19 protein-coding genes are annotated in these 26,207 nt (G+C 53.1%); 13 read left to right on the forward strand and 6 right to left on the reverse strand.

Annotated features, from left to right (window positions below; translation table 11 throughout):
* Positions 1-3: 3 nt before the first annotated feature.
* Positions 4-306, reverse strand: a complete 303-nt coding sequence (traL, locus tag HEQ34_RS06080; RefSeq protein WP_296198877.1) for a type IV conjugative transfer system protein TraL — start codon at positions 304-306, stop codon at positions 4-6.
* Between the two features lie 31 nt (positions 307-337).
* Positions 338-658, reverse strand: coding sequence for a TrbC/VirB2 family protein (locus HEQ34_RS06085; RefSeq protein WP_296198761.1), 321 nt, complete (start codon positions 656-658; stop codon positions 338-340).
* A gap of 824 nt (positions 659-1,482) precedes the next feature.
* Here HEQ34_RS06085 and HEQ34_RS06090 point away from each other — a divergent pair.
* From HEQ34_RS06090 to HEQ34_RS06105, 4 genes are all read left to right on the forward strand, one after another.
* Positions 1,483-1,935 (forward strand): helix-turn-helix transcriptional regulator, encoded by a 453-nt coding sequence (locus tag HEQ34_RS06090; RefSeq protein ID WP_296198763.1) that lies wholly within the window; start codon positions 1,483-1,485, stop codon positions 1,933-1,935.
* 149 nt (positions 1,936-2,084) lie between these two features.
* Positions 2,085-2,732 (forward strand): lytic transglycosylase domain-containing protein, encoded by a 648-nt coding sequence (locus HEQ34_RS06095; protein ID WP_296198766.1) that lies wholly within the window; start codon positions 2,085-2,087, stop codon positions 2,730-2,732.
* Between the two features lie 215 nt (positions 2,733-2,947).
* On the forward strand, positions 2,948-4,315 hold the full coding sequence (locus HEQ34_RS06100) for a M24 family metallopeptidase (protein WP_296198768.1): 1,368 nt from the start codon (positions 2,948-2,950) through the stop codon (positions 4,313-4,315).
* 251 nt (positions 4,316-4,566) lie between these two features.
* The gene (locus HEQ34_RS06105; RefSeq protein WP_296196494.1) at positions 4,567-5,388 is read left to right on the forward strand and encodes an IS5 family transposase; all 822 of its coding nucleotides are present in this window, start codon (positions 4,567-4,569) and stop codon (positions 5,386-5,388) included.
* Positions 5,389-5,764: 376 nt separating this feature from the next.
* On the opposite strand, the gene HEQ34_RS06110 is transcribed toward HEQ34_RS06105, so the two are convergent.
* Positions 5,765-6,070: a hypothetical protein gene (locus tag HEQ34_RS06110; protein ID WP_296198770.1), complete on the reverse strand. Its 306-nt coding sequence runs from the start codon at positions 6,068-6,070 to the stop codon at positions 5,765-5,767.
* Positions 6,067-7,254, reverse strand: a complete 1,188-nt coding sequence (locus HEQ34_RS06115) for an ATP-binding protein (protein WP_296198772.1) — start codon at positions 7,252-7,254, stop codon at positions 6,067-6,069. The genes HEQ34_RS06110 and HEQ34_RS06115 overlap by 4 nt, the downstream gene beginning before the upstream one ends.
* A gap of 550 nt (positions 7,255-7,804) precedes the next feature.
* On the opposite strand from HEQ34_RS06115, the gene HEQ34_RS06120 reads away from it, so the two are divergent.
* On the forward strand, positions 7,805-10,426 hold the full coding sequence (locus HEQ34_RS06120) for a TonB-dependent receptor (protein ID WP_296198774.1): 2,622 nt from the start codon (positions 7,805-7,807) through the stop codon (positions 10,424-10,426).
* 70 nt (positions 10,427-10,496) lie between these two features.
* Positions 10,497-12,020: an alkaline phosphatase D family protein gene (locus HEQ34_RS06125; protein ID WP_296198776.1), complete on the forward strand. Its 1,524-nt coding sequence runs from the start codon at positions 10,497-10,499 to the stop codon at positions 12,018-12,020.
* 656 nt (positions 12,021-12,676) lie between these two features.
* Here HEQ34_RS06125 and HEQ34_RS06130 read toward each other — a convergent pair.
* Complete coding sequence (locus HEQ34_RS06130) at positions 12,677-13,231, reverse strand: hypothetical protein (RefSeq protein WP_296196491.1); 555 nt, start codon at positions 13,229-13,231, stop codon at positions 12,677-12,679.
* A 298-nt stretch (positions 13,232-13,529) separates the two neighbouring features.
* Between HEQ34_RS06130 and HEQ34_RS06135 the strand changes: the two genes are divergently transcribed.
* From HEQ34_RS06135 to HEQ34_RS06145, 3 genes are all read left to right on the forward strand, one after another.
* The gene (locus tag HEQ34_RS06135; protein ID WP_296198778.1) at positions 13,530-14,723 is read left to right on the forward strand and encodes an AAA family ATPase; all 1,194 of its coding nucleotides are present in this window, start codon (positions 13,530-13,532) and stop codon (positions 14,721-14,723) included.
* Between the two features lie 77 nt (positions 14,724-14,800).
* The gene (locus tag HEQ34_RS06140; RefSeq protein ID WP_296198780.1) at positions 14,801-15,880 is read left to right on the forward strand and encodes a ParB/RepB/Spo0J family partition protein; all 1,080 of its coding nucleotides are present in this window, start codon (positions 14,801-14,803) and stop codon (positions 15,878-15,880) included.
* Positions 15,881-15,947: 67 nt separating this feature from the next.
* Positions 15,948-17,171: a replication initiator protein A gene (locus tag HEQ34_RS06145; RefSeq protein ID WP_296198782.1), complete on the forward strand. Its 1,224-nt coding sequence runs from the start codon at positions 15,948-15,950 to the stop codon at positions 17,169-17,171.
* A gap of 469 nt (positions 17,172-17,640) precedes the next feature.
* On the opposite strand, the gene HEQ34_RS06150 is transcribed toward HEQ34_RS06145, so the two are convergent.
* Positions 17,641-17,907, reverse strand: coding sequence for a WGR domain-containing protein (locus HEQ34_RS06150; protein ID WP_296198784.1), 267 nt, complete (start codon positions 17,905-17,907; stop codon positions 17,641-17,643).
* A gap of 517 nt (positions 17,908-18,424) precedes the next feature.
* Here HEQ34_RS06150 and HEQ34_RS06155 point away from each other — a divergent pair.
* The 4 genes from HEQ34_RS06155 to HEQ34_RS06170 all read left to right on the forward strand — a co-directional run bounded on the left by HEQ34_RS06155 (position 18,425) and on the right by HEQ34_RS06170 (position 26,119).
* The gene (locus tag HEQ34_RS06155; protein ID WP_296198785.1) at positions 18,425-22,597 is read left to right on the forward strand and encodes a strawberry notch family protein; all 4,173 of its coding nucleotides are present in this window, start codon (positions 18,425-18,427) and stop codon (positions 22,595-22,597) included.
* 116 nt (positions 22,598-22,713) lie between these two features.
* Complete coding sequence (locus tag HEQ34_RS06160; protein ID WP_296198787.1) at positions 22,714-24,717, forward strand: ParB/RepB/Spo0J family partition protein; 2,004 nt, start codon at positions 22,714-22,716, stop codon at positions 24,715-24,717.
* Between the two features lie 81 nt (positions 24,718-24,798).
* Positions 24,799-25,044, forward strand: a complete 246-nt coding sequence (locus HEQ34_RS06165; RefSeq protein ID WP_296198788.1) for a hypothetical protein — start codon at positions 24,799-24,801, stop codon at positions 25,042-25,044.
* Between the two features lie 160 nt (positions 25,045-25,204).
* Positions 25,205-26,119, forward strand: coding sequence for a zincin-like metallopeptidase domain-containing protein (locus tag HEQ34_RS06170; protein ID WP_296198789.1), 915 nt, complete (start codon positions 25,205-25,207; stop codon positions 26,117-26,119).
* The last annotated feature ends 88 nt before the right edge of the window (positions 26,120-26,207 follow it).

Consider the following 26,207-nt stretch of genomic DNA (forward strand, 5'->3'; position numbering starts at 1 on the left):
ATTTTATCCCGCCATCACACGAAGGTGGGAAGGAGGAACGGTTCTGACCCCTGTTACTTTTGAAGGAAGATACCAAAAAGCTGCATGTATCAGCCAAGAACTAGCGCGCCCCGCTTTTGCCTTACGAAGAACCCACCAACCCAAAATGCCAAATACAATTCCCCAAACGATAAGCTGCGTCAAAATCCCGATAAAAAACGGTCCAGCCATCACGACAAACTCGTCGATGGTCCAAAACCCAATTCTTTCGGGCTCGTCGAGCCTTCCTGGAATAACATAACGATCCAAAACCGTCCCTCCCTCCATGTCTGCGAGCAAGCCCGCCTACATTTCAAAATCAAATGATTGCGGTTATTGAAGATGTGACGATTGGAACGCCGGTGCCAACCGCAATCCCAACGCCCACAGGAAGAGCAATCTGACCCATCGCAAAGCGGCCAGAGGCCATGGCGGCAATACCAAGCGCCAAGGAAATCAACGTGATGATCTTACCACCTGACCCTTGGAGAAAACCGCTAAACTTGGTGAAAGCGGTATCGAAAGTAGTATCCGCACCTGCAAAAGCAGGGCCTGCAGCGATGATTGCCAAAGCAAAAACAAAAACTGCAATTAAAAGCATGTGCCGTTGCACCATGCCCGGTTTTATAGAAAGTTGCATATCGACCTCTCAGCTTATTGTCCAAAGCATCTTCAATGATGCCACGTTCAACAATCGAGAATCTGCAACCCGCGTCAATGACGAGAGACATAAAATTATATCATTTGCAGCAAACAAATCAGAATAGTTCGCAAACGGTCAGCTATCTGTTATTTTTGGCCATTCCACTTGCCAACTTGGCGATTTACCTTTCCATTATGAACATTCGGTTTGCCATGTTGGCAGTTTCACTGGCCTGTTTTACCATTTCACTTGCCACTTGAGTAAAATCCATGCCTAAGTTGTCGCGCTTAAAAATGTTCAATCACCGGATCTAACACGTGGATAACAATAGCGAAATAAACAACTCTTACATAGTGCACCGGTTCAAACTGAGCATCAACTCTTGGGCTGCTTTATGCCTTGCCCTGCATATCGTTTCTTTCAAAACGCACCGCGTACACACTGTGGCAACGATGATAAGCTATATCTTGTCTCACCCTCGCAAACCCTTGGATTTCTAACAATTCGCACATGTTGAACAATATGCTGATGCCTCATCTGTCTTAGGCTCTATACCTATCGCTATTAGAGTTGACATCACTACCAACGATAAGATCAGAGACGTGCGAAATAGGCTGAGATGCGAAGGGCAACGTCCCGTTTCAACGGCACAAATTCTCCGACTAATATTCCATGCCGCCACAGATCTATGATGTAAAAACCAGCGACGTTTCACGATATTTTATTTGACAGAAATGGACCCGGCCTGTCGTGTAGGGCCGAGATGACTTTTTTGCATTATAAAGATTGTATAGCTGTTCTATATAATGAGAGGGCATAACATGCGGAAAAATTGTGATTCAATTGACCCCCTTTATATTGAATTGTATAAAACTGAGATAGCAGATCAAAAAGTTTCACGTCGAACGATCGCCAAAGAATCCAAACTAAGCCATACGACAATAAGCAATTTTTTAGACGGCGTGACGTCACCTACATACAACACACTGATCGCAATAGGCGACGCTCTCAAAGTCCGGCGCATCGATGCATTCTTAGCCGTCGAAATTCTAAAAGATATAACATCGTATAATCAGCCCGGGATGGAGGTCCTTAGTTCACTGTTATACCCTCTTGGATTGTCGCTTGCCGGCAATGGCAGCCCAATCGTTGAAAATTTCAAAGACCGGGACCTTGCGGCATTTAATGCGCGCATGATCGCAAGCGCTGTCGAAAGCGTTGCAAGCCGCGAACGCGCATTAAACAGCTTTCGTGATAAAAGAGAATATACGTGAAAAGGATTGCGGCCTTCGCAGCCTTCGCATTTACCTTTGCCACCCCGGCGTTATACGCAAAAGAGACAACACAGCATCGCGCCGTGACCGTTCTCAAATTTAGTGACGCACCAACAAACGAGTTGCCTTCAACCTTACAGCAATTTCCTATGTCCGATATCCGCGCCGCGATGACCGCCGACTTTACAACAATAGGTGCGCCCTCCTCTTCCCCTGCACTGCATAATTGGACACAAAAGCCAGCAACCTCCGAGACATTCTTGCGCATACCAACATGGATGAAAACCGGCCTGGCGTCGGCAACAGTTTCGGCCCGCTTAATCCCGCCTTCCATTGGTAGCCCATGCAATACGCGCCCATACCAACCTTCAAACATCCTCAAGCCCATGGCTGAAGACCGGCGCCGAATTCTCTATCCTCTGGTCCAACAAACCGCATGCGCGCATGGTCTGCCTGTTGCTTTAATGGACGCCATGCTGATGCAAGAAAGCGGCTATAACCCATATGCGATCAGTCCAAAAGGCGCATTGGGGTTGGGACAGCTCATGCCAAATACAGCCAAAATGCTTGGCGTAAATCCACACCATCTTGGCGAAAATCTAAACGGCGCGGCGAGATATCTGCGCAGCCAATTAAACGAGTTCGGTCGCTACGATCTTGCACTTGCGGCGTATAACAGCGGCCCGGGCCGTGTCCGCAAAGTGGGCCGCATTCCCTACATCCGGGAAACGCAAGACTATGTTCGCATCATCCTCAGTAACTGGCGGCAACTCGAACAGAGCAACGGAGCGCCATGATATATGCAGGAGTATTGGATTAGTACGCAACCAGCGCGGTTTAGACCATTCCCGTGCGTTTACTCGATGAATGGATCGATGTGGAAATAACCACTGCGTTAAAGGAATGTCCGCCGAATTACTCATGCTGTAAGCGATAGCCGATAGCCGTTAAGGCTAGCATTTGATGCTTGCGCCGCGACCGGGTAGCGTCGATACAATTGTCTGTGGAGGGCATGATGGCAACGAATATCGTATTTGCAGCGGCGCTGTTTGCGGCACTTACTGCGGTACCTGGCACCGCTGCATCAGCGCCCGTCGCGATGAGCAAGGCTGACGAACGGTCGCCCGCGCTGCCCCCGATACTTAACGCTCGCGAAAGAGCGATTACCGAAAACCGCATACTAGCCGAACGGCTTGATACGATCATCCCTGCGATCATGCGCGAACAGGGCATCGATTTATGGCTGCTGGTGGCCCGCGAATATTTTGAAGAGCCGGTGGTGGCGTCGATGCTTGATGCCGAAAATATGCACGCACGCCGGCGTACAATTCTGATCTTCCACGACCCTGGTGACGGAAAACCGATCGAGCGTCTTACCGTCAGCCGGTATGGGCTTGGCGGCTTGTTCGCGCCTGCTTGGGATCCCGGTAAACAGCCTGATCAGTGGCGGTCGGTCGCAGACATCATAACGAAGCGTAATCCTGCAAAAATTGCGATCAACACCTCCGATCTCTATCAGTTCGCCGACGGTATGACGCTCAGTCAGTATGAGAAGTTCGTTGCCGCTTTGCCTGCTCCTTTGCATTCGCGGATCGTCAGCGGCGAAGCGCTCGCAATCCGTTGGCTTGAAACCCGCACGCCTGCCGAAATGGAAATCTACCCCGCAATAATGCGCACGGCCCATATGGTGATTGACCAAGCGTTTTCGCGGTCAGTTATCACCCCCGGCGTGACGACCGCGGAGCAGGTGCAGTGGTGGTATCGCGACCGGCTGCTTCAGCTGGGCCTCGATCCGTGGTTTCACCCGTCCGTTGCGATCCAGCGCGAAGGGGCGAAGGGTATGCTTGAAGGCGACGAAGTGATCCAGCCTGGCGATCTGTTATGGACAGATTTTGGCATCACTTACCTTCGGCTTAATACCGATACGCAGCATCTTGCTTATGTATTGAAGCCGAGCGAGAGTAAGGCGCCTGCAGGGCTCAGCCGGGGGCTAGCGAACAGCAACCATGTGCAGGATATGCTCACCCGCCATTTCGCGGTTGGGCGCAGCGGGAACGAGGTGTTGGCGCTTACTCGGGCGGAAGCGGTGGCGGCGGGGCTTGATCCATCGATTTACACGCACCCGATTGGCTTGCATGGTCACGGTGCAGGTCCCTCCATAGGATTTTGGGACAATCAGAATGCTGATCCACGCGGCAGCGGGTTAATTGCCGCTAATACTGCTTGGTCCATTGAGTTGACAACTTACGCCGCAGTGCCCGAATGGAACGGTCAGCGCGTAGATTTCCGGACCGAAGAGAATGCATTCTTCAATGGGACTAACGTGCACTTCATCGACGGACGCCAAACAGAAATCACCTTAATCCCCTCAGGGCAGTAAGTCCGCATCATCGTTCCGGCATCAAAGAATGCTGGTCGTCGCAAGCCTTATCTCTGGGCATAAAGCAGGAAAGACCCAAACGGCAATGAGCTTTATTTTCCTAGCATTACTATACTTGCGGCGTCTGCATTAAGCGCAGTAATGCCTAAGTGTCTGACCCGAAATTAAGTTGAGTAGTGTCAGCGAGTTAGCTTGACGCTTTTCCACATCATTGATTCAGCGGTTTTGCAACAACCCGAAGGATTTCAACGATGTGGACCGACACCACTCGCGCGCATCATGCACGCAACGGATTGGCTTTGCCAAGTGATTTAACTGATGAGGAGTGGGCGGTTCTGGAACCGTTTTTTCCGCTGCCGTCCTTTGTCGGCCGTCCGCGCAAATGGCCGATGCGGCGGATAGTAGAAGCGATGCTGTATCTGCTACGCGGTGGCCTGCCATGGCGGATGCTGCCGCCGGGCTTTCCACCTTCCTCGACGGTGCAGCGTTGGTTTTACGCTTGGCGCGATGATGGCACATGGCAACGGATCAACCATTATCTGATCCAGGATGCCCGGGTGGCGCAGGGTAGCGAGGCTTCACCCAGCGCCGGAGTGATTGACAGCCAGTCTGTCAAAACGACGGAAAGCGGCGGCATACGCGGCTATGACGCGGGCAAGAAAGTTAAGGGGCGCAAGCGCCATATCATCACCGATACGAACGGCTTTCTGGTACACGCCATTATTCACAGCGCCGATATACAGGACCGCGACGGCGCGCCGATCGTGCTCTCCGACATCCGTTATAGCTTCCCTTGGCTGCGCCATGTCTTTGCCGATGGCGGCTATGCCGGTGACAAGCTCAAAACCGCGCTGACCAAGATCGGCGACTGGACCATCGAAATCATAAAGCGTTCTGACCGGGCAAATGGCTTTGTTGTTCTACCGCGCCGCTGGGTCGTCGAGCGAACGTTCGCATGGCTAAACCGCAACCGGCGCCTTGCCAAAGACTTCGAGCGCAGCATCGCTTCCGCAACGGCATGGCTGTTCATGGCCTCCGTCCAGTTCCTCGCTAGACGAATCGCAAAACTATGATATTAAACACGATAATTATGAGTCAGACTCTAAAAACGGACAGTCCGCTCCCGACCCAAACGCGGCCCTTCATTAACAGGTGTATTCTTCTCGCGGCCATTCCGGCCAAAGGAGAAGTGTTATGGGTATTTCTAATCTCGATCCTGGTGCGCATGAGCGTAGACCTTGGAATGCTGGAAGTTTGGTTGGTGCCAAGCGGCCACTTAAACCACGCGACGTATGAGCAATTCGTTTCTTTCTGGATGAATATCGACGACGCTCTCACATTGGCTGAACGAACGGAAATATGAATGTCTGGTCCCTCGTAAATTTCGGGAGGCCAGTTTCGCCAGCAAATCGCGTGGCTGAAACTGGGCCGTATCCTGACAGGCAGTTTTCAGTGCCAAATATTCTTACGACGGGGAATAGAGGCAACTTCGTCGAGGCCATCGATCATTAGGCGCTGGCCCCCGAAATCGCTGCCGTCCGGTTGCCGCAGCAAGCTGGTGGCGCGGATGAATTGGAGGCCGTCCGCTTTGCCGAGCTCTTCCATCAACCAAGTTTTACCGATACCTGGGTCGCCAAGAATGACGACTGGCTCCGAAAATCGCGAGACTATCTCTTGATCACGCACTGTCTTATTTTTTAGCACGGTATCGACCCAGCTGAGGGTACGCGGAATGTAGTCTCGCCCCTCGGTCATGCCTGCACTGCCGCGCTGATTTCGTCCATTGCCACGGTCAGTGGCATCGCCTCCACACCGCCGCGCATCGGGAAACGCTCGCTTCCCTTGTAAACGAGCAATCGGCGCTCTGCTCCCAAATCGTCGGCCGCGTTGTGAAAGCCCCGGTCAATGGTTGGTGCACTGGAAAGTTTGATTTCAATTGCCCAGCATTTTCCTGGCGCAAATTCAAGCACCAGGTCGGCTTCAGCTCCGCCGCTGGAACGGTAGAAATATGGTTTGGCCCTGCCAAGTGACGCGCCGACCAAATTTTCGATGACAAAGCCTTCCCAGCTTTTTCCAGCAACGGAGTGGCGGCGAATATCGTCGGTATTTCGAAGGTCCAGTAGTGCGTGCAGTAGCCCGCTGTCGCGCACAAATGGCCGGGGTGATTTGACAAGCCGTTTGCCGCTGTTAACGGACCACGGTCGTAAGACGCGAATTAGTAGCAGTTTTTCCAGCATGTCGAGATACCGCGTCACCGTATGGCCGCTGACGCCTAAGGATCGTGCGTATCGTTCCGCGTTGAAGAGTTCACCTTGGTCATTGGCAAGCATTCGCCAGAACCTATCAATCTGCTCGCTGTCCACATTGAAACCGAATTGGGGAAGGTCGCGCTCAAGATATGTCTGTATAAAATCGCGGCGCCATTGCAGGCTTTCCTCCCCATCATCGCGAACATAGCTCGGGGGAAAACCGCCCTGCAGCCACAGTCGGTCAAGCGACGCTTCATCCTCGCGGTCCACTTCGCGCGCATTCAGCGGTCCCAACTCAAGGTAGCTAATTCGACCAGCAAGGCTTTCCGACGACTGCCGCAGGAGGTCCATTGAAGCCGACCCAAGAATCAGAAACTTCCCACCTGCACCACCCATTCGCCGACGTTCGTCGATCTGTCCGCGCAGCACGCGGAATATCTCAGGGGCGCGCTGAATTTCGTCCAAAACGATTAGATGTTGGGCATGGGCAGCGAAATAGGCATCAGGGTCATCTAGCAGCCGACGGTCTGCCGGGCGTTCGAGGTCAAGATATTTTGCCCTATCCCCAGCGGTATCAGCGATTTGACGAGCAAGTGTGGTTTTGCCAACCTGACGCGGCCCAAGCATCGCCACGCTATCAAACTGCCCAAGCCGTTTAACCAGCAACGGAAAGATTTCACGACTCAACATTCGTGTAAAATAGACAAAAGAGTTCCGATTTGCAAGGATATGAATTGATTTTAACTTAGCATCACCCGCGCGCGCTGGACGTACCAAATCAAGCGACTAATGTCCGCTTACCGCAACCTTGCTTGCAATGGCGGACGGTCAAAACACGACAACATCCCAGACATTCATGACGGCTAAGCCACACCCCAAAAGCGGACATTTGTCTAAGTAATCGGAACGGGCGGGAGTGGGCCGAGAGCAGACGGTCTGCTTTTGTGCATGGATCGATCATTAGCTGCTGTTTAGGTCGGTCAGAGCGCTCGGCTGCTCCCGCTAAGTTAGCGGATCTCGCAGAGCCTTGGTGTCGGAGCAAAAAGCAGTCGTTCTTTTATTCGCCAACCATGGTTCTTATGCAAAAGATATTTGGACTGAGGTGCATGGCACAAATTGGCCTGAGATGAATACGCGTCACAATTTCGTAACCTCATGGTCTTCATGGCGTTTCTGCAACGACATTAGTAGGTCACACATCATAATTAGAACGCCTCCCACACATCTGGGAGAATACAAAATGCGGAATATTTCTTTGACCAAGCGGCAGGCCCGCTTGCTTTCGGGCTGTGCGACCATGTCGATTTTGGCGGCGGCGACTCCGGTGTTTGCGCAGAATGCTGAGACACGGGAAGATGATGCTACGATCATCGTCACTGGCTCCGAACTGCAAAGCATTGCCGAGGTGCAAAAGCGCCGCGATGCGACGGTTATTGTCGATAGCATTTCGCAGGATGAAATTGGCGCTTTACCTGATCTAACCATCGCGGAAAGCATGCGGCGGATCACTGGCGTGAACACGATTTACAATGATGACATTGGGCAGTTCGCGTCGATTCGGGGGGTGCATCCCGATTTTGTGCCCGTGACCGCCAATGGTCTTTCCATCGCCACCACGGGCGATTTGGGGGAAGGCACGCGGATGATTAATTTACAAGTCATCCCCGGTGTGTCGGTGCGCACAATTTTGGCCTATAAAACACCGACGCCTGACCTAGATGCGGGTGCGCTTGGCGGTTTGATCGATTTGGTTCCGTTAAGCGCGTTTGATGAGGGCGTGCAGACGCTGATCGCAACCGCAGGCATCAGCTATACGTCCTATATGGATGTGCCCGACGACAACAGTTGGGGCGATCCAAAGGATTCGCCGATTGGCAAATCGTTCAACGCGATGTGGACCGGCCGTTTTGGCGCGAATGACGAATTCGGCTTCGTGCTTAGCGGGATTTATGAAGACCGTCCGCGTACGCAGTCAAACGACGCCATCACCAACCGGCTCTATTACACATCAACGGGCGCTACGACGACACCAGAAGCAGCCAACTGGAACGGTTTCGCCGCGCCCAACTCGCTACTTAATCACAATTATACGAACCTGTTTCAAAAATACGGCGGCACTGCGCGGTTGGAATATCGGCCATCGGACAATTTCAGCACCGGCCTCTATGGCTATGCGTTTATTTCCGATGAGCAGGAAACACGCAACACCAACCGGTTGTTTCAACTTGACCAACCGCAAGGGCTGACCGAACTTACCGGATCGATGCGTGTGCGTTCGGTGGATACGCAATGGCGGTATAACACTTTTGAGCGCGATCAGGCAGGTCTCCAATCGCAGGCCGATATCAAGCCGTCGCTGCGCAGCACTTTGTCGATCAAGGCAGGCTATTCTTATGCACGCTTCCTGACCGACCGTCCATTTGTGACCTTCGTCTATCGTCCCAACACGCGCGTCAATTATGATCTGGGCAATGATGCACAGCGTTGGACTGTTGCAGATTATGCGCCGTATCTGAACGCAGCCAATTATCTGTTAGGCGAAACATACCGCGACAGCCGCGCGGCGAAGGAAGATTTGTTTGAGGCGCGCGTCGATTATGCGTTCAACTCTGCGCCGACCGATCGCGGCTTTGGCTTTAGCCTTGGCGCGAATGCCCGCCGCATCGATTTGGAACGGGACATCGAAAGCACCAATTATGTCACAGGCACGTTGCGGCTGACTGGGCTCGCCACACAACAAGAGTTCAACTACATCGGCTATCCGTATCCATCGTTGTGGATTGATGGCAATAAATTTTGGACCGAAACCGTCAACAGCGTGGCGGTCAATACTGCCCAATCGGCCAGCCTGTCGCGTATTGACGACTATCGTTATGTGGAGGATGTCTTCGCCGGATATGCCAAAGTAAGCTATATTTCGGACAGCATGAATTTGATGGCCGGCTTCCGGTTGGACCATGTGAAGGCCGATGCCACCAATGCGCAAATCATCTCCGGCGTGTTGCAACCCAATCTGGTCACTAACCCATCGGATTATACCAAATTGCTACCTTATAGTTTGGCCGTGTTTAATGTGACCCCCGCTTTTCGGATTAAGGCTGCCGCAAGCCAGACTTTGGGCCGTCCCAACCCGCAGGATATCGCCACTGTGGAAAGTCGGGATCCGGTCGAGTTCACAATCTCGCGCGGCAATCCAGACATTCGCCCGCGGGTTTCGACCAATCTCGACCTTGGCCTTGAATATTTTTTCAATAACGGCAAAGGGTTGATCACCCTGACAGGTTTTTACAAGGATATTAAAGATGATATCCTGACGGTCAGCAGTGAAGTGACCATTGACGATAATGTTTGGACGGCAACGCAGCCGATTAATGGCGAAAAGACGAAATTCTACGGCGTCGAATTCGGCTTCGTCAACGCCAGCTTTGGCGAAGTATCGCCTGTTTTAAGCCGCGTCGGCGCGTCTGCCAACCTGATTTATGTTGAGGGCGAGACGGCATTCTTCTTCAACGGCGAACGCCGCGTACGCGACAAAATGCTGTGGCAGTCAAAATTCTCGGCCAATGCGGCACTGTTCTATGACTTGGGTGGTGGGTCCGAGGTGCGGGTCGCAATGAACCATAAATCGGATTATGTCGAAAGCTTCGCCGCCAGCCCATGGCTGGATATCGGGATTGAGCCGTTCACCACCGTCGATTTGACGATGAAATACGCGATCACCCCGCAATTGCAGGTCCGCCTTGAGGGGCGCAATTTGTTCAATGCCAACCGTTACCGCACCACGGGACCCAATCTGGAATATTACCGTGCGGGCCTCGAAATCGGCAACACATGGTTCCTTCGACTGAGTTACCGCATGTGAAGGGGGCGGATTTTGCAAAACGTGCGGTATTTTGAAGGGTAAAGGCATGCGACTAGATCGGCGACAATGGATGACTGGGGCGATTGGCTTTGCGGCATTCGCCAGCGCGCCCGCCTTTGCGCAGACATTGCGAAACTATCCGTTCACCCTTGGTGTGGCGTCGGGTGATCCATTTCCCGATGGGTTTGTGCTGTGGACGCGGCTCGCGACGCGTCCGATGGAACCGGGCCACGGCATGCCGCAGGCGATTTTCACGGTGAAATATCAAGTCGCCACGGATGAGCGCTTCACGCACATCGTTCAGCAAGGCGAGGCAATGGCCACGCCCGAAATGGGCCATGCGGTGCATGTCGAAATCAACGGATTGCTGCCTGCCCGCCCCTATTTTTATCGTTTCCTGGTCGACGGTCACGCAAGCCGCACGGGCATGGTCCGCACCGCGCCGCTGGCGGGCAAAGATGTCGCCGCTTTACGCATTGGCGTTGCCGGGTGCCAGAATTACGAGCATGGCTATTTCACCGCGTATAAATATATGGCGGCGGAAAATTTGGATGCGATTTTCCATTACGGCGATTATATTTATGAAGGACGACAGGGGCGCAAAACTGACATCCCGACTATCCGCGACCATATCGGCCCTGAGCCAGAGACCTTGGCGCAATACCGGATGCGGCACACGCAATATCGGCTTGATCCCGATTTGCAGGCAGCGCACGCCGCCTGCGCGTTTCTAATGACCTATGACGATCATGAGGTGGATAACAATTGGGCCGGAAAAATCGACGAAAACGGTACAGATCCAGAGAAGTTCGTCCTCCGGCGCTTTGCCGCAATGCAGGCGTGGTATGAAAATATGCCTGTCCGCGCCGCCCAGTTGCCGCAGGCGGATGGCATTCAAATGTTCCGTCGGTTGGACTATGGCAGCCTTCTGCGCATCCATTTGATGGATACCCGCCAATATCGCGACGATCAGTTCTGTACCAGCGAGGCAAAGGAGCATTGCCGCAAGGAAGGGTTGGACAGCGGGCTTTTGCTTGGCAATCGGCAACATCAATGGCTGCATGATGGGCTCGACAACCGTTTTGGCTGGAACCTGATTGCGCAACAGGTCGTGGTAATGCCGTATAACGGGCGCACCAACGGTGCGGGCGAGAATGAAATCGCCGCCGATAGCTGGATGGGCTATCCCGAAAGCCGCCGCCGCTTGGTCAGCGCGATTCAGGCCAAGCAGATCAGCAACGCTGTAATTGCCACGGGCGATGTCCACCAAAACATCGTCGGTTACCTCCCCGCAAACGATCAGGAGCCCGACCGCAACCAGGTCGCGACCGAATTTGTCTGCACCTCAATCTCGTCACTTGGTGATGGCCGCGACATAAAGGTGCGCGGGGCCGATTTCCGAAAGATCATCGCGGGCAACCCCAATGTCTTGTTCGCCAATGGGCAGCGCGGCTATCAGGTGTTCTCCATCAGCCCAACCGAATGGCGCACCGACATTATGAAGGTCGATAAGGTCAGCGACCAAACCGGCAAACTCAGCCGCCTCGCCGGTTTCACGATGGAGCGCGGATCGCCGTTGGCCATCCCGTCGTAATTGCGGACCGCTTGGTTAAGCGCGGGACTAATGACTGCGCAAATAGTCTGCCTTTGCTGATGCAACGGTATTCGTGGCCTTTGATCGGACCTCGATACCAGGCGTTGTTTCGCAGTATCGCCCAATGGAATTGTCCGACGTAGTTGGCGCCATAACACGATTTAGGTGAACGCGACCGTCGGCTACGACATTAAAAATGCGGCCGATGTTTCCACCGACCGCCATCTTTCCGGACTTTCAACAGAACGGACATATCAACATAGCTAAATCAACGTCCGCTTACAGGCGTGCAGATTAGCGCTTAATTTGACCGCAACTGGGCGCGAAGCTGTCGCGACCTCAGCTGGACCAAACGGCTGCTTTTGGCTTCGGCCACCTGAAAGCTGACGGTCTGCTCTCCACCCATAATCGGTCTTTTTTGAGCGCTCTAAGGATGCCCTTGAGCGGACCGGCAGTTTTGAAGGGTCCGTCACAAAAAGCCACCGGTCCGGATACGGCAAGATTGCGGACATTCCCGGTCGCGCTAATACCCAACTTTGCGAAGTATGAGCGCCACACAATGGCTCTTAGCGTCTCTTTCACAAACCACATGGGCGGCGACGTAGTAGAGCCGAAATTTACATGGCCCTTTTCACTAAAGGAAAAGTGGGGCTTGACTAGTCGCGTCGCAGCAGGGGGCGATCGATCAGTACTGCGAGGAGCAGGGCCGGCCCGTTATGCGCTTCCCATGCGTGGTTGGTGCCGCGCTGGATGACAACCTGGCCGGGCTTTATCCGCGTTTCGCTGCCTTCGAGGATTAGCGATACCTCCCCCTGCAACAGACAGATGATGTCGAGCGAGTGGGTCTCGTGCATCCCCGAATGGCGCGTCTGGTCGATAATGTGCCCCTCACCGCCAACCGTGGCAAAGGCTGCGCGGGTGGCGGCGTCCAGCGCGGGTTTGGACACACCGGGCGGGGTCGGTTGCATGACGAACCAGCGGACCTGAACATTGCCGGGGCGCGGGCCGAGGACCGCAGTGCTATTCCCGCGGTCGCTGTGGTCCTTTGGGTCGAGCGGGCCGGAAGCGATGTCTTCCCATATCTCGAACAGCCCGCCGACATCCGGATCACCAGCGCTGGCGGAAGGGCCGCCGTCGAGGATGATGACCGACTGCCCATCGTCATCGTCTCCGGTGATGATGCGGCGCATCACGGCTTTGAAATCGGTCATGGCTTCTCTCGCTGTTATCGTGGCTCATGCTTACACCACGTAAGTAATTTTTGTGTAGACACTTTACTAGCACTTAATATCAGCGAGAAAGGTTAGTTAGGGCGTTGTCTTGTGAATGTCCGCTATCAGCTACTAATCAGCTGTATGAAGTAATCTTAGGACGCCTGCGAGCCGTGGGGCCGGATAGCTCGCACGTGCTCGGATTGTTTTGAACGGTTTTTATTACCGAGTTGCCTTTTTGAACAATCTTTGGCATTGTTGTGTCGAAACAGCTTCAAAAGGTTGATTGGTGATTGAAATGGGTTCAGAAGTAACGCGGATTGCAGAGCTGGCAGAGGCTGGCGAGCGGATGATCGAGCGGTTGCGCAAGAAAGCCTTTCTGCCTGAGGATCGCAAGGGGCTGGCCGTGCGTTACGGCATTGCCGAAGCGGCCCAATTACTTGGTTGCTCCACAAATCGTATCCGTATGGCCGAAGAGGATGGTCGCCTTCCCCCTGCCCCGGCCACGGAAAACGGGCGTCGACCAGGGTATTCGATCGAATATTTGCTCAATATGCGAAAGGTTCTGGGAGCTTCTCCCGCCCGCAGGGACCTTGACCCACCTGCAATCATTGCGGTTCAAAATTTCAAGGGAGGAGTAGGCAAGTCAACCGTTACCACCCATCTCGCCCATTATCTCGCCGTGCAAGGATTTCGAATACTTGTAGTGGACTGCGACAGCCAAGCCACAACGACGACGCTTTTCGGGTTCAATCCACACTTCAACATAACCCGCGAACAGACGCTATACCCGTATCTGTCGATCGAACCGACCGAAATGGACCTGTTCTACGCGGTGCAAAAAACGCCTTGGCCTAATGTAGACATCATTCCGTCCAATCTTGAGCTTTTTGACGTCGAATATGAGCTGGCGGCCGCCGGTGCCGACGGCGGCTCGGTTCTGGCTAGCCGTTTTCGAAAGTTGAAGCAGGGGCTGCAGGATCTGGCGCAGAACTATGACATTGTATTGCTCGATCCACCCCCTGCCCTTGGAACAATAAGCTTGGCCGTTATGCAGGCAGCAAATGCCCTTTTGGTTCCTTTGGCTGCGACCACTCCTGACTTTTGTTCGACAGTACAGTTTCTTTCGATGATGGAACAGGTGACTGCACAGCTCACAAATGCCGGAATTGCCGTCGAATATGATTTTATCCGACTTATTTGCTCCAAATTTGATGCCAATGACCCTAGCCATGCCATGGTGCGCCAGATCATGGAACAGGCCTTCGGCCCTTCCCTATTGCCAATACCTATCCTCGAAAGCGCAGAAATCAGCCATGCCGCCTTGCGTATGATGACGATTTACGAGCTTGAGCGACCGATCGGAACGCCCAAAACGCACAAAAGATGCCGCACCAATCTCGATGAAGCCATGGGCCAGATAGAGGCTCTCGTCCGTCGCAGCTGGGGAATCGCGGCCCCTGCTCGTGAGGAGGATGTTGTAAATGCCTGATGGTGTCAGAATGGTCGAAATCATAATGTTCATGATATGTTCGACGACATTTCAGGAACATGCCTTGGAGCTGAGCTATGGCGCGTAAGCAAAGTGATTATCTGGCCGATATACTCGGCGATGAATACATCAGTGGATCTGAACAGGTGCCTGAGCGCCCTGACGCCTCCCCTGCCCCTTCACCACCTGTCAACGCCTCAACTGGCTCCCAAAGAGCAGGAATGAGCCTTTTGGGACGTGAATCCGCCTTGACGCGCGTTGCATCTGGTGAGGTCAAACAGGTAACCCAACTGCTTCTTGATCCGGCTCGCGTCCGCATCTGGTCAGGCAACGCCCGCGTACAAAACCGGCTGACTGAAGACAATTGCCAAGATCTTATCGATTCCATCCTTTCCGAAGGCGGACAAAAAGTTCCGGCGGTCGTCCGGAGGGTTTTGGCCGATCAGAATTTTGACTATGAGGTCATTGCCGGAACCCGGCGCCATTTTGCAATCAGCTGGCTCAGGAGCCACAGCTACCCCGACATGAAATTGTTGGCTCACGTTGCCGACATAGACGATGAAGCCGCCTTCCGGCTTGCCGATATCGAGAACCGTGCGCGCAAGGACGTCTCCGACATCGAGCGGGCGCGCAACTATGCGCAGGCCATAGCAGACCATTATGGCGGCAAGCAGCGCCGGATGGCAGAAAGGCTGCATCTGACAGAAAGCTGGCTTTCGAAAATGCTGGCCGTAGCTCGGATACCCGATGCAATTATCGATGCCTTTGCATCACCCGCGGACATTCAACTCAAACCGGCATATCCTTTGGCTAAGTGGATCGCGGAGGACGGTCATGCAACAGTTGCTGCAGAGCGAGCGAAAATGCTGGCAGCAGAACAAGACAAACGTCGTACACACGGCAACCCGTCTCTGCGCGCTCCGGATGTCATCCGTCAAATCATGTATGGCCTCGACAGCGAGGCTACCCCACCCCCTGCCCTTCCGTCCATCCAAGCCGCCAACGGCCGACCCATGTTGAGCGTTGCATCGCGCAATCGGCAAGGTATCACATTACGATTGCACGCCGGATCAGGCGCAAACCATAACGAATTGGCTGCAGCTCTCAAAACCATCCTCAATGCTCTTGAACAGGACGGGAAGGCTTTGCCGTTATGATTCAAAAGCCATGCGGCCCGCCTTCGCCCGCGCCTAATTTGAAAACTTTCCCCGGGGAAAGTTTTTCGTGAGCAAAGGCCAGCGACAGTCAATAAGCGAGCAGTTTGATCTGTTTCTGCCTTATCTGGCGGACTTGCCGTTGCGCGATCAGCGCGAAATGATGGAGAGGCCCTTTTTCAGTCTTGCCAAGACCAAAAGGGTCAAGCCGATTGACTATACATCTCCCGATGGAAAGCTTTGGGTCAATGTATCCCCCAATCCAACTTACGGCATGGCAACAATCTGGGATGCAGACATTTTGATATATTGTGCGTCGATGCTTGCCGATATGGCGCGACGTGGAGCCAACGATGTTCCTCGCAAGCTACACATCATGCCCTATGATTTGTTGCGCGCCATTGGCCGTCCTACAACAGGCCGCGCTTATGAGCTCATGGGCCAAGCTTTGGATCGATTAGTTGCTACGACCGTAAAAACAAATATCCGTGCCGAAAACCGACGAGAGGCTACATTTAGCTGGTTAGATGGCTGGACCCAACTGGTAGACGAAAAGACTGAACGCTCCAGAGGCATGACCCTTGAGTTGAGCAACTGGTTTTACGAAGGTGTCCTTATGAACGGGGGCGTGTTGGCTATCGATCGGGCCTATTTTAATTTGACCGGCGGTCGCGAACGTTGGCTTTACAAGGTCGCCCGAAAGCATGCTGGCGGGGCAGGGGGTGACGGTTTTTCCATTGCGATGCCCACGCTGTTCGAGAAGAGCGGCGCCGAGGGGCCTTATCGCCGTTTCAAGTTCGAAATAATCAAGATTGCCGAACGCAACACCCTGCCAGGGTATAATCTGTCAATCGAAGTTTCGAAGAGCGGTACAAAAGAACCTCTGCTGCGGATGGTGCGCTGTGACAGCAAGGCAACCAACGAGGCAGGGCAGGGCGTTTCGGTTTCTCATTCTAAAAAACTTTCCCCAGGGAAAGTTTTGCAAAGCAACCCACCCGACAAGCAGCCAAAAGCTCCCAACTCGCCTCATTCCAATGCCATCTTCGACGCCGGCGCACTTGTCCGCACAGCCGTGGCAGGCCTGGCAGATGCATCGACACGCGGATACATGACCGACGACACCCTAGCTGTGTTACGCCAAGAATGCCCCGGATGGGACCTCTACACCCTCCATGCCGACTTCGAGACATGGGTGAACGCAGATCCATCGAGGCTACCAGCTAATTGGCAGCGAGCCTTTATCGGCTATGTTCGCAAGTGGCATGAAAAGCATCGCCACCAGTTGCGCAGCTGAGCGTATCTTCCTATTCCCGTAGAATTCCATTTTCTTCCAACAACGGCAGCAAACCACAAAGGCGTTCCTAAAGTGTCGTGCCTAGAACAAGAATGATGTATTATCTTTTGTCCTCACTCTACTTTGCCCATCAATTGAACCTCTTTTGAATCGCACATGCGCAAACTGATTCAAAACAGGCGGGATTTGGAGAGAGTAACTTGACCCTTCGACACAATGGGAACGACTATCACCGAGTGATAGACATATCGGGAACGGTTAAACGACCTTTCGGGAACAAAGGCACCGACCTATCAGGAACGGATCAACGCACTTTCGGGAACAAGCCCCGAGCCGTAACTGGCGCATTAGCTGGACTTTAAGGCATTTGCTGCGCGCTTAACCTTCTAAAATATCTTATAAACCCTCTAACCCTATAGATATTCTATTTGAATTAAGGACGATATCATTCCTTAAGGCTCAGTCAAAGTCAGACGCTGTGTTTCAAGGCGACTTGGGCTCCATTAACGAGGACATAATCAACCCCAATGCGGTTACGCGCACTTTTGCGGCGCGCAAGGTTATGGCCTACAAAACGTGAAGCATCATCGAATTGATCGAAACTAAGTATGCGACCTTGCCCGCTTGCGCCAATCCGCCCCCAATGCAGTGCGACTATCCAATGACCGAACAGATCGCGTTGCACCTCAAGTTGATATTCGCGAGCAACATTGCGCTCCAGATTGATTGCGCGCAAATGCAGTCGGCAGGGCAGGGGGGGTTGGAATTGGGAGAGGGCCATTTGCTAATATTAGCGCTGGGCACGGACCAAGTCTTATGGATATTTTGAATCTATCAACCATATTTGATTCAGCGAGTCGAACTACTCACTAGGCGACTTCCTTTTGGGCTTGCCGACAGGCTCAACATTTCACTCACACGCATATAAAATTAAATACTCAAACATCAATGTTATCAGATACTTGACTGCGTATCTACGTCGGTAACGTTACAAACACTTAATATACGTAATAAAACAGCACCACGTGGCTGCCTTGGGCTCAAGCCAGCCTAGCCAAGCCATATCCGGCGCTACCTGCAGCGTAAAAGGGCTATCAGATGGGGTAAGACGGATAACCCATATAAGCCTTAATCGCGCAGATCACCCCCATCCTATTAAGATTTTCAGCGCCTAACAGCGCATTTCCTCTCGCACCAAAAGGGAAGGGGGAGAGGAGATTGGGAGAATTTCGTAGCATCGAAAGGGTCCCATTATGTCAATCACTACAACAGTCCAGTCATCTGAAAAAGCTGCACGCATTCATGCTGCGGCCAAACAGATCATCCAACTATTTCCCGGCACGATCAGCCGCGCCAATCTCGACGCAGCAATGTACAACGCTTTTGGTTCGACCAGCGCGCAAGGAGAATGGAGCCAGCGTGAATCCTTCGAAATGCTCGAACATGCCCTGACATTGTTTCTTATAGCTCAGCCCGATTGCTCCGATGAACAAATCCATTCGATTGTCTCGTCACTTCCCACCCACACGGTACGCAGCGAAACGCAGATAGACTATCAGCAATTCTCAACACCAGCCCCGCTTGCCCGTTTGATGCAATTAGCCGCTGCTATCACCAACGAAGATATCATACTTGAACCTAGTGCTGGCACAGGCCTGTTGCTTGCACAAATTGCTGGCAAAGGCGCAACACTTGCTATCAATGAATTTGAAACGCTGCGCGCCGAATTACTTAAACTTGCATATCCACAGTTCAACGTCACAACATTCGATGGCCAATACATCAACGCAATGTGCAAAATACGCCCAAGCGTCATCTTGATGAACCCGCCATTCAGCAGAAATGGCGACAAACATCACGACCCGCTCACTGCAGGCCGCCACATCGATGCCGCGCTAAACACACTCCTGCCAGGGGGCCGACTGGTCGCTATCATGCCGCCATATTTTCATGAATTTGGTCGCACTGATGTGTACACGCGGATTACCAAAACCTACACGGTACAAGCCAACTGCCCAATTGAAGACGGGTTTTCCAAACAAGGAACGGACACCGCCACCCGGCTTGTCGTCATCGACAAGATAGCCACCGAGCAAACAGCAGCTTGTATTTCAAATCTGGCAGACATCCCATCCAAACTGCCCGCACGCACAGCAATCGATGCCGCAAAACCAAAGCCTCAAAGGCTATTTTCAGCATTCAAAACAGCAGCCAAAATTACACCGGCACCAATGAAGCACACCGCCAGCATAGAGGTTGGCGCCATTACCTATTCAAAGCTGACAGAGCCAAACTACTCAGCGGACCAAGCCGGAATTTATCTCAACTACCAGCCAACGCGGATAGCAATCGACAGGGCAGGGCGGCATCCGACACAATTGGTTGAATCGATAGCAATGGGATCAATTGCTGCACCAATCCCAAACTATGTCCCACAGTTGCCCGAACAAATCGTCACCAAGCGCGTTTTAAGCGCTGCTCAGCTCGAAACGCTCATTTATGCAGGTGAAGCCCACAATCACTTCCTACCGGGCTCCTACACGCTCTCGGACGACAAGGCTAACCTGATATCAAGTCCACACGGCGAGACATATCGTCAAGGATATTTCATCGGCGATGGAACAGGCGCAGGCAAGGGCAGGGAAGTTGCCGCTATCATCATGGACCAATGGGTCCGCGGCAGCCGCAAACATATCTGGATCAGCGAGAACAACACTTTGCTCGAAGACGCACAGCGCGATTGGACAGCACTTGGCGGTTTAACACCCGACATTCAGCCTCTCGCCAACTGGAAGCCGCACGAAGTCATTCAAATGCGCCAAGGCATATTATTTTTGTCTTACCCAGGCCTGCGCTCCAAAACGGGAGAACGACCCCGCCTCGAACAAATACTCGAATTTGCCGGACCGGATTTCGATGGGGTTCTTATCTTCGATGAATCTCACGCCATGGGCAATGCTGCCGGCAAGAAAAACGAATTTCGCGAACAGTCCGCCTCACAGCAAGGCATTGCAGGCGTTCGGCTACAGAACCAGCTTCCAAAGGCACGCATAGTCTATTCGTCGGCCACAGGCGCATCAAATATCGAAAATCTCAGCTATACGCTTCGACTGGGCCTATGGGGCGAGGGGACGGCATTTGGTAACCGCGAACAATTCATCAACGAAATATCAACAGGCGGGATTGCTGCCCTTGAACTGATTGCGCGCGAACTCAAAGGACTTGGCCTTTATTGCGCCAGGTCACTTAGCTACGCCGGGGTCGAATATGATATTCTCGAACAAAATCTCACGCCCGAACAAATAACCAACTTCAATATCTATGCCGACGCTTGGGCAATCATTCACCAAAACCTGAAAATTGCGCTTGAAGCAGCCAATATTATTGATCCATCTAACGGCCAAACCCTTAACGGACAGGCGCTTGGCTCGGCGCGGTCGCGGTTTGAAAGCACAAAACAACGGTTTTTTGCAGCTTTGCTGCTGTCAATGAAATTACCAGCGTTAATTCCTGCCATACAGTCCGCACTCGATGATGAGATGAGCTGCGTCATCCAACTGGTTACCACCGCCGAAGCAACGCTTGATCGCAGGCTTGCAGCCCTCTCAGACGAAGATCGGGCTGATCTGATGATCGACTTATCGCCGCTTGAGCATATGATGGACTATCTCCAAAACGCCTTTCCAGTGCGCCAAATGATTGTTCGGCGCGATGAAACGGGTGATAAATATTCCGAACCGATGTCCGATGCAGACGGAAATCCGGTTTTCAATCCAGAAGCCCTCGACTTACGTGACCGTTGTATCGAAAATCTGTGCGCAATGCCGCCCATCGCAACCGCGCTCGACGCTCTCATCAACCATTTTGGATCCGAACATGTCGCGGAAATAACAGGGCGCACGCGCCGGCTCATCACACTCGAAAATGGCGAACAGAAGCTGGAAACACGCTCGGCGCGTACAAATATCGTCGAAACCGACCACTTCATGCAAGGCCGCAAGCGCATATTGGCATTTTCTGACGCTGGCGGCACTGGGCGGTCTTATCATGCCAGCCTCACACATCCCAATCAACAGCGCCGCGTCCACTTCCTGCTCGAGCCAGGCTGGCGCGCTGACAAGGCAATCCAAGGACTCGGGCGAACAAACCGAACAAATCAGGCATCCGCCCCGATATTTCGTCCGGTCACGACCGATTGTCGCGGAGAACGGCGCTTCATTTCGACCATTGCACGGCGGCTCGATTCACTTGGTGCCATCACGCGCGGACAGAGACAAGCCGGAGGACAAAACATGTTCAATCCAGCTGACAATCTTGAGAGCGATTTTGCCAAAGAGGCCCTCAAAAAATGGTATAATCTTCTGTTCAACGGCAAATTGCAAAGCATCACACTCAATCAATTTGAAGATATCAGCGGCCTAAAACTAACCGACGAAGGTGCACTGAAGGACGAATTACCGCCAATCCAGCGCTTCTTAAACCGCCTTTTGGCTATGCGCATTGAATTGCAAAATACGATTTTCGATGAATTCATGGGTCTGATCGAATCCCGGATCGAAGAAGCTCGCAAAGCGGGCACGCTCGACCTTGGCGTCGAAACGATCCGCGCCGACCGCCTCGAAATTATCGAAGATACGCTGCTGCGCACCGACCCAAAAACAGGTGCCACCTCAAATCTTCTCTCGATTTCTGCCGAATGGAAAAGTGAGTTTATCCCGCTCGAAGACGCCGAAAACTACATTGCTAAGCATCCTAGTGTAAGAATCTTACAAAATGACAGATCAAAACGCGTTGCAATTTTGCGTCCGAGCCACATTTTCACAACCGATGATGGCGCAAGTCACCGTTACTACCGGCTCGTTACCCCTGGCGGGGACGAACGCATCAGCGATCAAACCCTTGCTGAAAGCTACTGGCGTGATACCCCTATCGGGGCATTCCGCGAAGGTTGGAAAGCGCAGGCTGCCGAGCTTGCAAACACAGTTAACCGCGACATAATCTATGTCGCGACCGGCCAGATTCTGCCAATCTGGAACCATCTTGATAAAAACCACGTCACCGTTCGGCGTATCGTAACCGCAGACGGAAGATCAATCTTAGGCCGCGTTGTACCAAAGCATTCGCTTGATGCCCTCTACACCGCAACCGGCGTGGATAAAGCAGCCAAGCTCACGCCTGCCGAAATCGCAAAGCATGTCATGGATGGCAACAGATACACGCTGCCGATCGCGATCAAACTTCAGCTCAAACGCAGCCGCGTCAACACCGAATTCCGACTTGAAATCCTAGAATTACCGCCAGCGCGGCTCGAAGAATTCAAGGCAATGGGCTGTTTCACAGAGATCATCCAGTGGAACACCCGGCTTTTCATTCCCAAAAGCCGCGAGATCGAAATTCTCACGCACATACTCTCCCGCACATTTTGAAAATTCATCGGCGCGTGCGCCGATCCCCCAATAAAATCTGAAAAGAGGGAAGGGGGAAGAGGAGAATTGCGTCCGGAAAAGGTTCGGGAGCATCATCTATACCAAGGAATACACCCATGAGCATCATCACAGTCAAACTAAACAAGCTTCGGATTGCTGAGACAAACGTCCGCAAGGCGTATACCAATATCGAACCGCTCGCAGCTTCAATAGCAGCCCACGGCCTCTTGCAAAAAATGCGCGTCGCACCGTCCAAGAAGAAAGGCTTTTACGACGTGTTCGCAGGTGGCCGCAGGCTCCGCGCGTTTCAGTATAATGTCGAACAAGGCCTCACAAAGACCGATATTGAAATTGACGTCGAACTCGACGAGTCCGATGAAAACACGCAGCGCGAAAAATCGACCGCCGAAAACACGCAACGCGTCGCCATGACCGCGGCTGACGAGGTCCGCGCTTTCAAGGAATTCATGGGCGACAGAACCGATGCCCAGGCAATCGCTGATGTTGCCAAACGCTTTGGATGCACCGAAAATCTTGTCTCCCGGCGTCTTCGCCTAGCAAATCTTGCCGATCCCATCTTCAATGCTCTTGCCGAGGGCAAAATCACGCTCGATGTTGCCGCTGCCTATGCCGCGACTGATGACCAGGCAAAGCAGCTCACCGTATGGGATCAAGCCGCGGGTCTTTATACCAACGCATCCACCATCAAGCGGCAAATCCAGGACGGATCTATCCCGTCGACCAGCCCTGTTGCCATCCTCGTGGGTGCGCACGAATATACAGCCGCAGGCGGCCGTATCGAATGCGACCTGTTTGCCAATGAAAATGATGCTGTATGGCTTGACGGCGACATCGCCAACAATCTCGCAATGGCCAAAATGGAAGCGCAAGCGACCATCGTTGCGGCTGAACACAACATCGCTTGGGTGACGCCTATCCTGCAGAGCTACGCTCCGCACGAACAGGTCAGCCAGCTACACCGTTACTATGCTCAGCGCGAACCGCTTAATGATAAAGAACAAGCGAACATTGAACAGCTCCAAACAAAGTTGGCCTCGATCTACGAGGCTGTTGAATCTGGCGATCTTGCTGAAGACGAAGCTCAAGAGCAAATTGGACCGCTTGAAAAAGAATATGAACGCATATGTGCCAAGTCCTTCGTCATCCCCGAAGCGATGAAGCCTCACATCGGCCATTTTCTCCTGCTTACGCGCGAAGGAACCGTTGCCCTTGATGCAACATTATACTCCACCGTCAAATCCATCAGCCTTACCAACGATGAAACAGGCGAAGAGACAGTCGTTCCTATTCAGAAGGGCGCTGGCGATCCGGCAAAATTGTCGGCAAAACTGGTGGAAGAACTTTCCGTTCAACGGCGTGATATTCTGTCGCTTCATGTCGCCAACAACCCGCAAGTTGCGCTCGATATCACTATCTTCCAGCTCGCACTCAAGACTGCCGGGATCTATGATTATCAGATTAAGACCAATTCGGTCATCACAATGCACGGGTCGGTAAACCCATCGCTAACCGCCCGGGTTGAATCGCCCGCAAGCCAGCAGCTTCAGGCAATCCGCAATAGTCTCGACATGAGTTGGTACACCGAGCACAACACTGTAGCGTCATTCGTCGCATTCATGAACTTGCCCGAAGAGACCAAAGCCGCTTGGCTTGCCTTTGCAGTCAGCAGCTCGCTTGTCGCCTCGCTCAACGAAAGGGACAGTTTACACAACTGGCTTGGACAGCATCTCGATATCGACACCGCAGCCTACTGGCGGCCAACCGGAGCCAATTTCTTCGACCGCGTATCAAAAACCGTCACAATGGCTGCACTTGCCGACGTCGGCGGACCCGGCTTTGGCGCCCACTACGCCAATTGCAAAAAAGCTGACCTTGCTGCTGCTGCCGAAAAGATTTTTGCTGGCGACTTCATTGAAAGCCCTGAAATCAAGGCCAAGGCGCTTAGCTGGACACCGGCTGTCATGCAATTTGACAGCGCGGCCAGCGAAGAGCCCCCATTGGTTGAAAACGAAGAATACTCCGACGACAACCAATTCGAAGCCGGCGAGAATATCGAAGCCGAAACAGCTTCTGAACCCGAACCTGCCGAAGAAGTCTAACCCCGCTTCACGGTAGCTGTGCAGGGGCCAGGCCGATGCCCCTGGTCCCTGCATATTCAAAACATCCAACAGAGACGCATTATGCACGCACTTCCTGCGAATATCCAACCCCGCGCCTATTTCACAGGGCAAAACCCTGCACCATACCGGGCCTATGACGACGACGGTGACGTCTATTTCATTTCAGGTCGGCACGGTGCTTGGGCAGCCAGCTGCGCCGCCGATCCGGCAAAGCCCAATTTATACGCAGCAACGCTTCAGCGGCTGTCGATGGAACTTGCACGCACGCACTATCCGCGACCGCGCCAATTGCAGCTGAATATCTAGGATCAAAGCCGCAAACCCACCAACCTCAATAATTCCACCGGCCATCACAGATTGCCCGAAAAACACAACGCAGCAGCGCCTTCGGCCCAATTCACTGCGCCTGACAAAAGGGGAGCGGGGAAGGGGTGTTGACGCTTTTTTTCGCCAAAGGAGAAATAACATGCCCAGCAATCAGTCAGACCGCTGCGACATTTATCAAAAGACCACGAATCACATCATCAAGGCCATTGAAAAAGGCGCAGGCGACTTTCAGATGCCCTGGCACCACAGCGGCAACGCGATCACGCGGCCCCTCAACATTGCCAGCAAGAAGCGCTATCGCGGCGGGAATGTCATTATGCTTTGGGCAACCGCCGACGCAATGAACTATTCAACAGGCATTTGGGGAACATACCGGCAGTGGCAAGCCCTCGGCGCACATGTCCGCAAAGGCCAATCTGGAACTTATCTGATTTTCTGGAAACGAACCGAAGCAGCTGAAACCGGGGTGAACAATCCGCTTGGTGATGCGGACGAGGCAACCCGCAGCCGGATGTTTGCCCGCGGCTTTACCGTATTCAATCAGGATCAGGTTGAAGGCTACGAGCCGCCCGAAGCAGGCGAACCCGTTCTTGAAGACGCCATGCGTATACCCGATGCACAAATGTTCTTCGATAACCTTCAGATCGCTATGCGATACGAAGGCGATCAAGCTTGCTACATCCCGTCGGCTGACATGATTAAAATGCCGGAATTTGCCCGCTTCAAATCCAGCGACGCCTTCTATTCAACGCTGTTTCACGAAGCTGGACACGCAACAGGCGCAAAGACGCGGCTGAATCGCACCTTTGGCAAGCATTTTGGTGACGAACTCTACTCCAGAGAGGAACTGACTGCAGAACTCACCGCCGCTTACATCATGGCCGATCTTGGTCTCGCCTGTATTCCGCGTCCCGATCATGCCGCCTATATCCAGTCATGGCTCACAACGCTGCGCGACGATCCAAAAGCACTGCTAACAGCAGCAAGCAAGGCACAGGCGGCCGCTGACTGGATGCACGAGGCGCAAGAGCGCGCGCTCAAGATTGCCGCCTGACGATGCTCAAAGTCACAGTTTTGAAGAGGCGTGATGCACGACAGCTGCCGAGAATGGCGATTAAGGCAGACTGGCACCATCAGGAGAT

The organism is Sphingorhabdus sp. (assembly GCF_023910635.1).
GTDB lineage: Bacteria > Pseudomonadota > Alphaproteobacteria > Sphingomonadales > Sphingomonadaceae > Sphingorhabdus_B.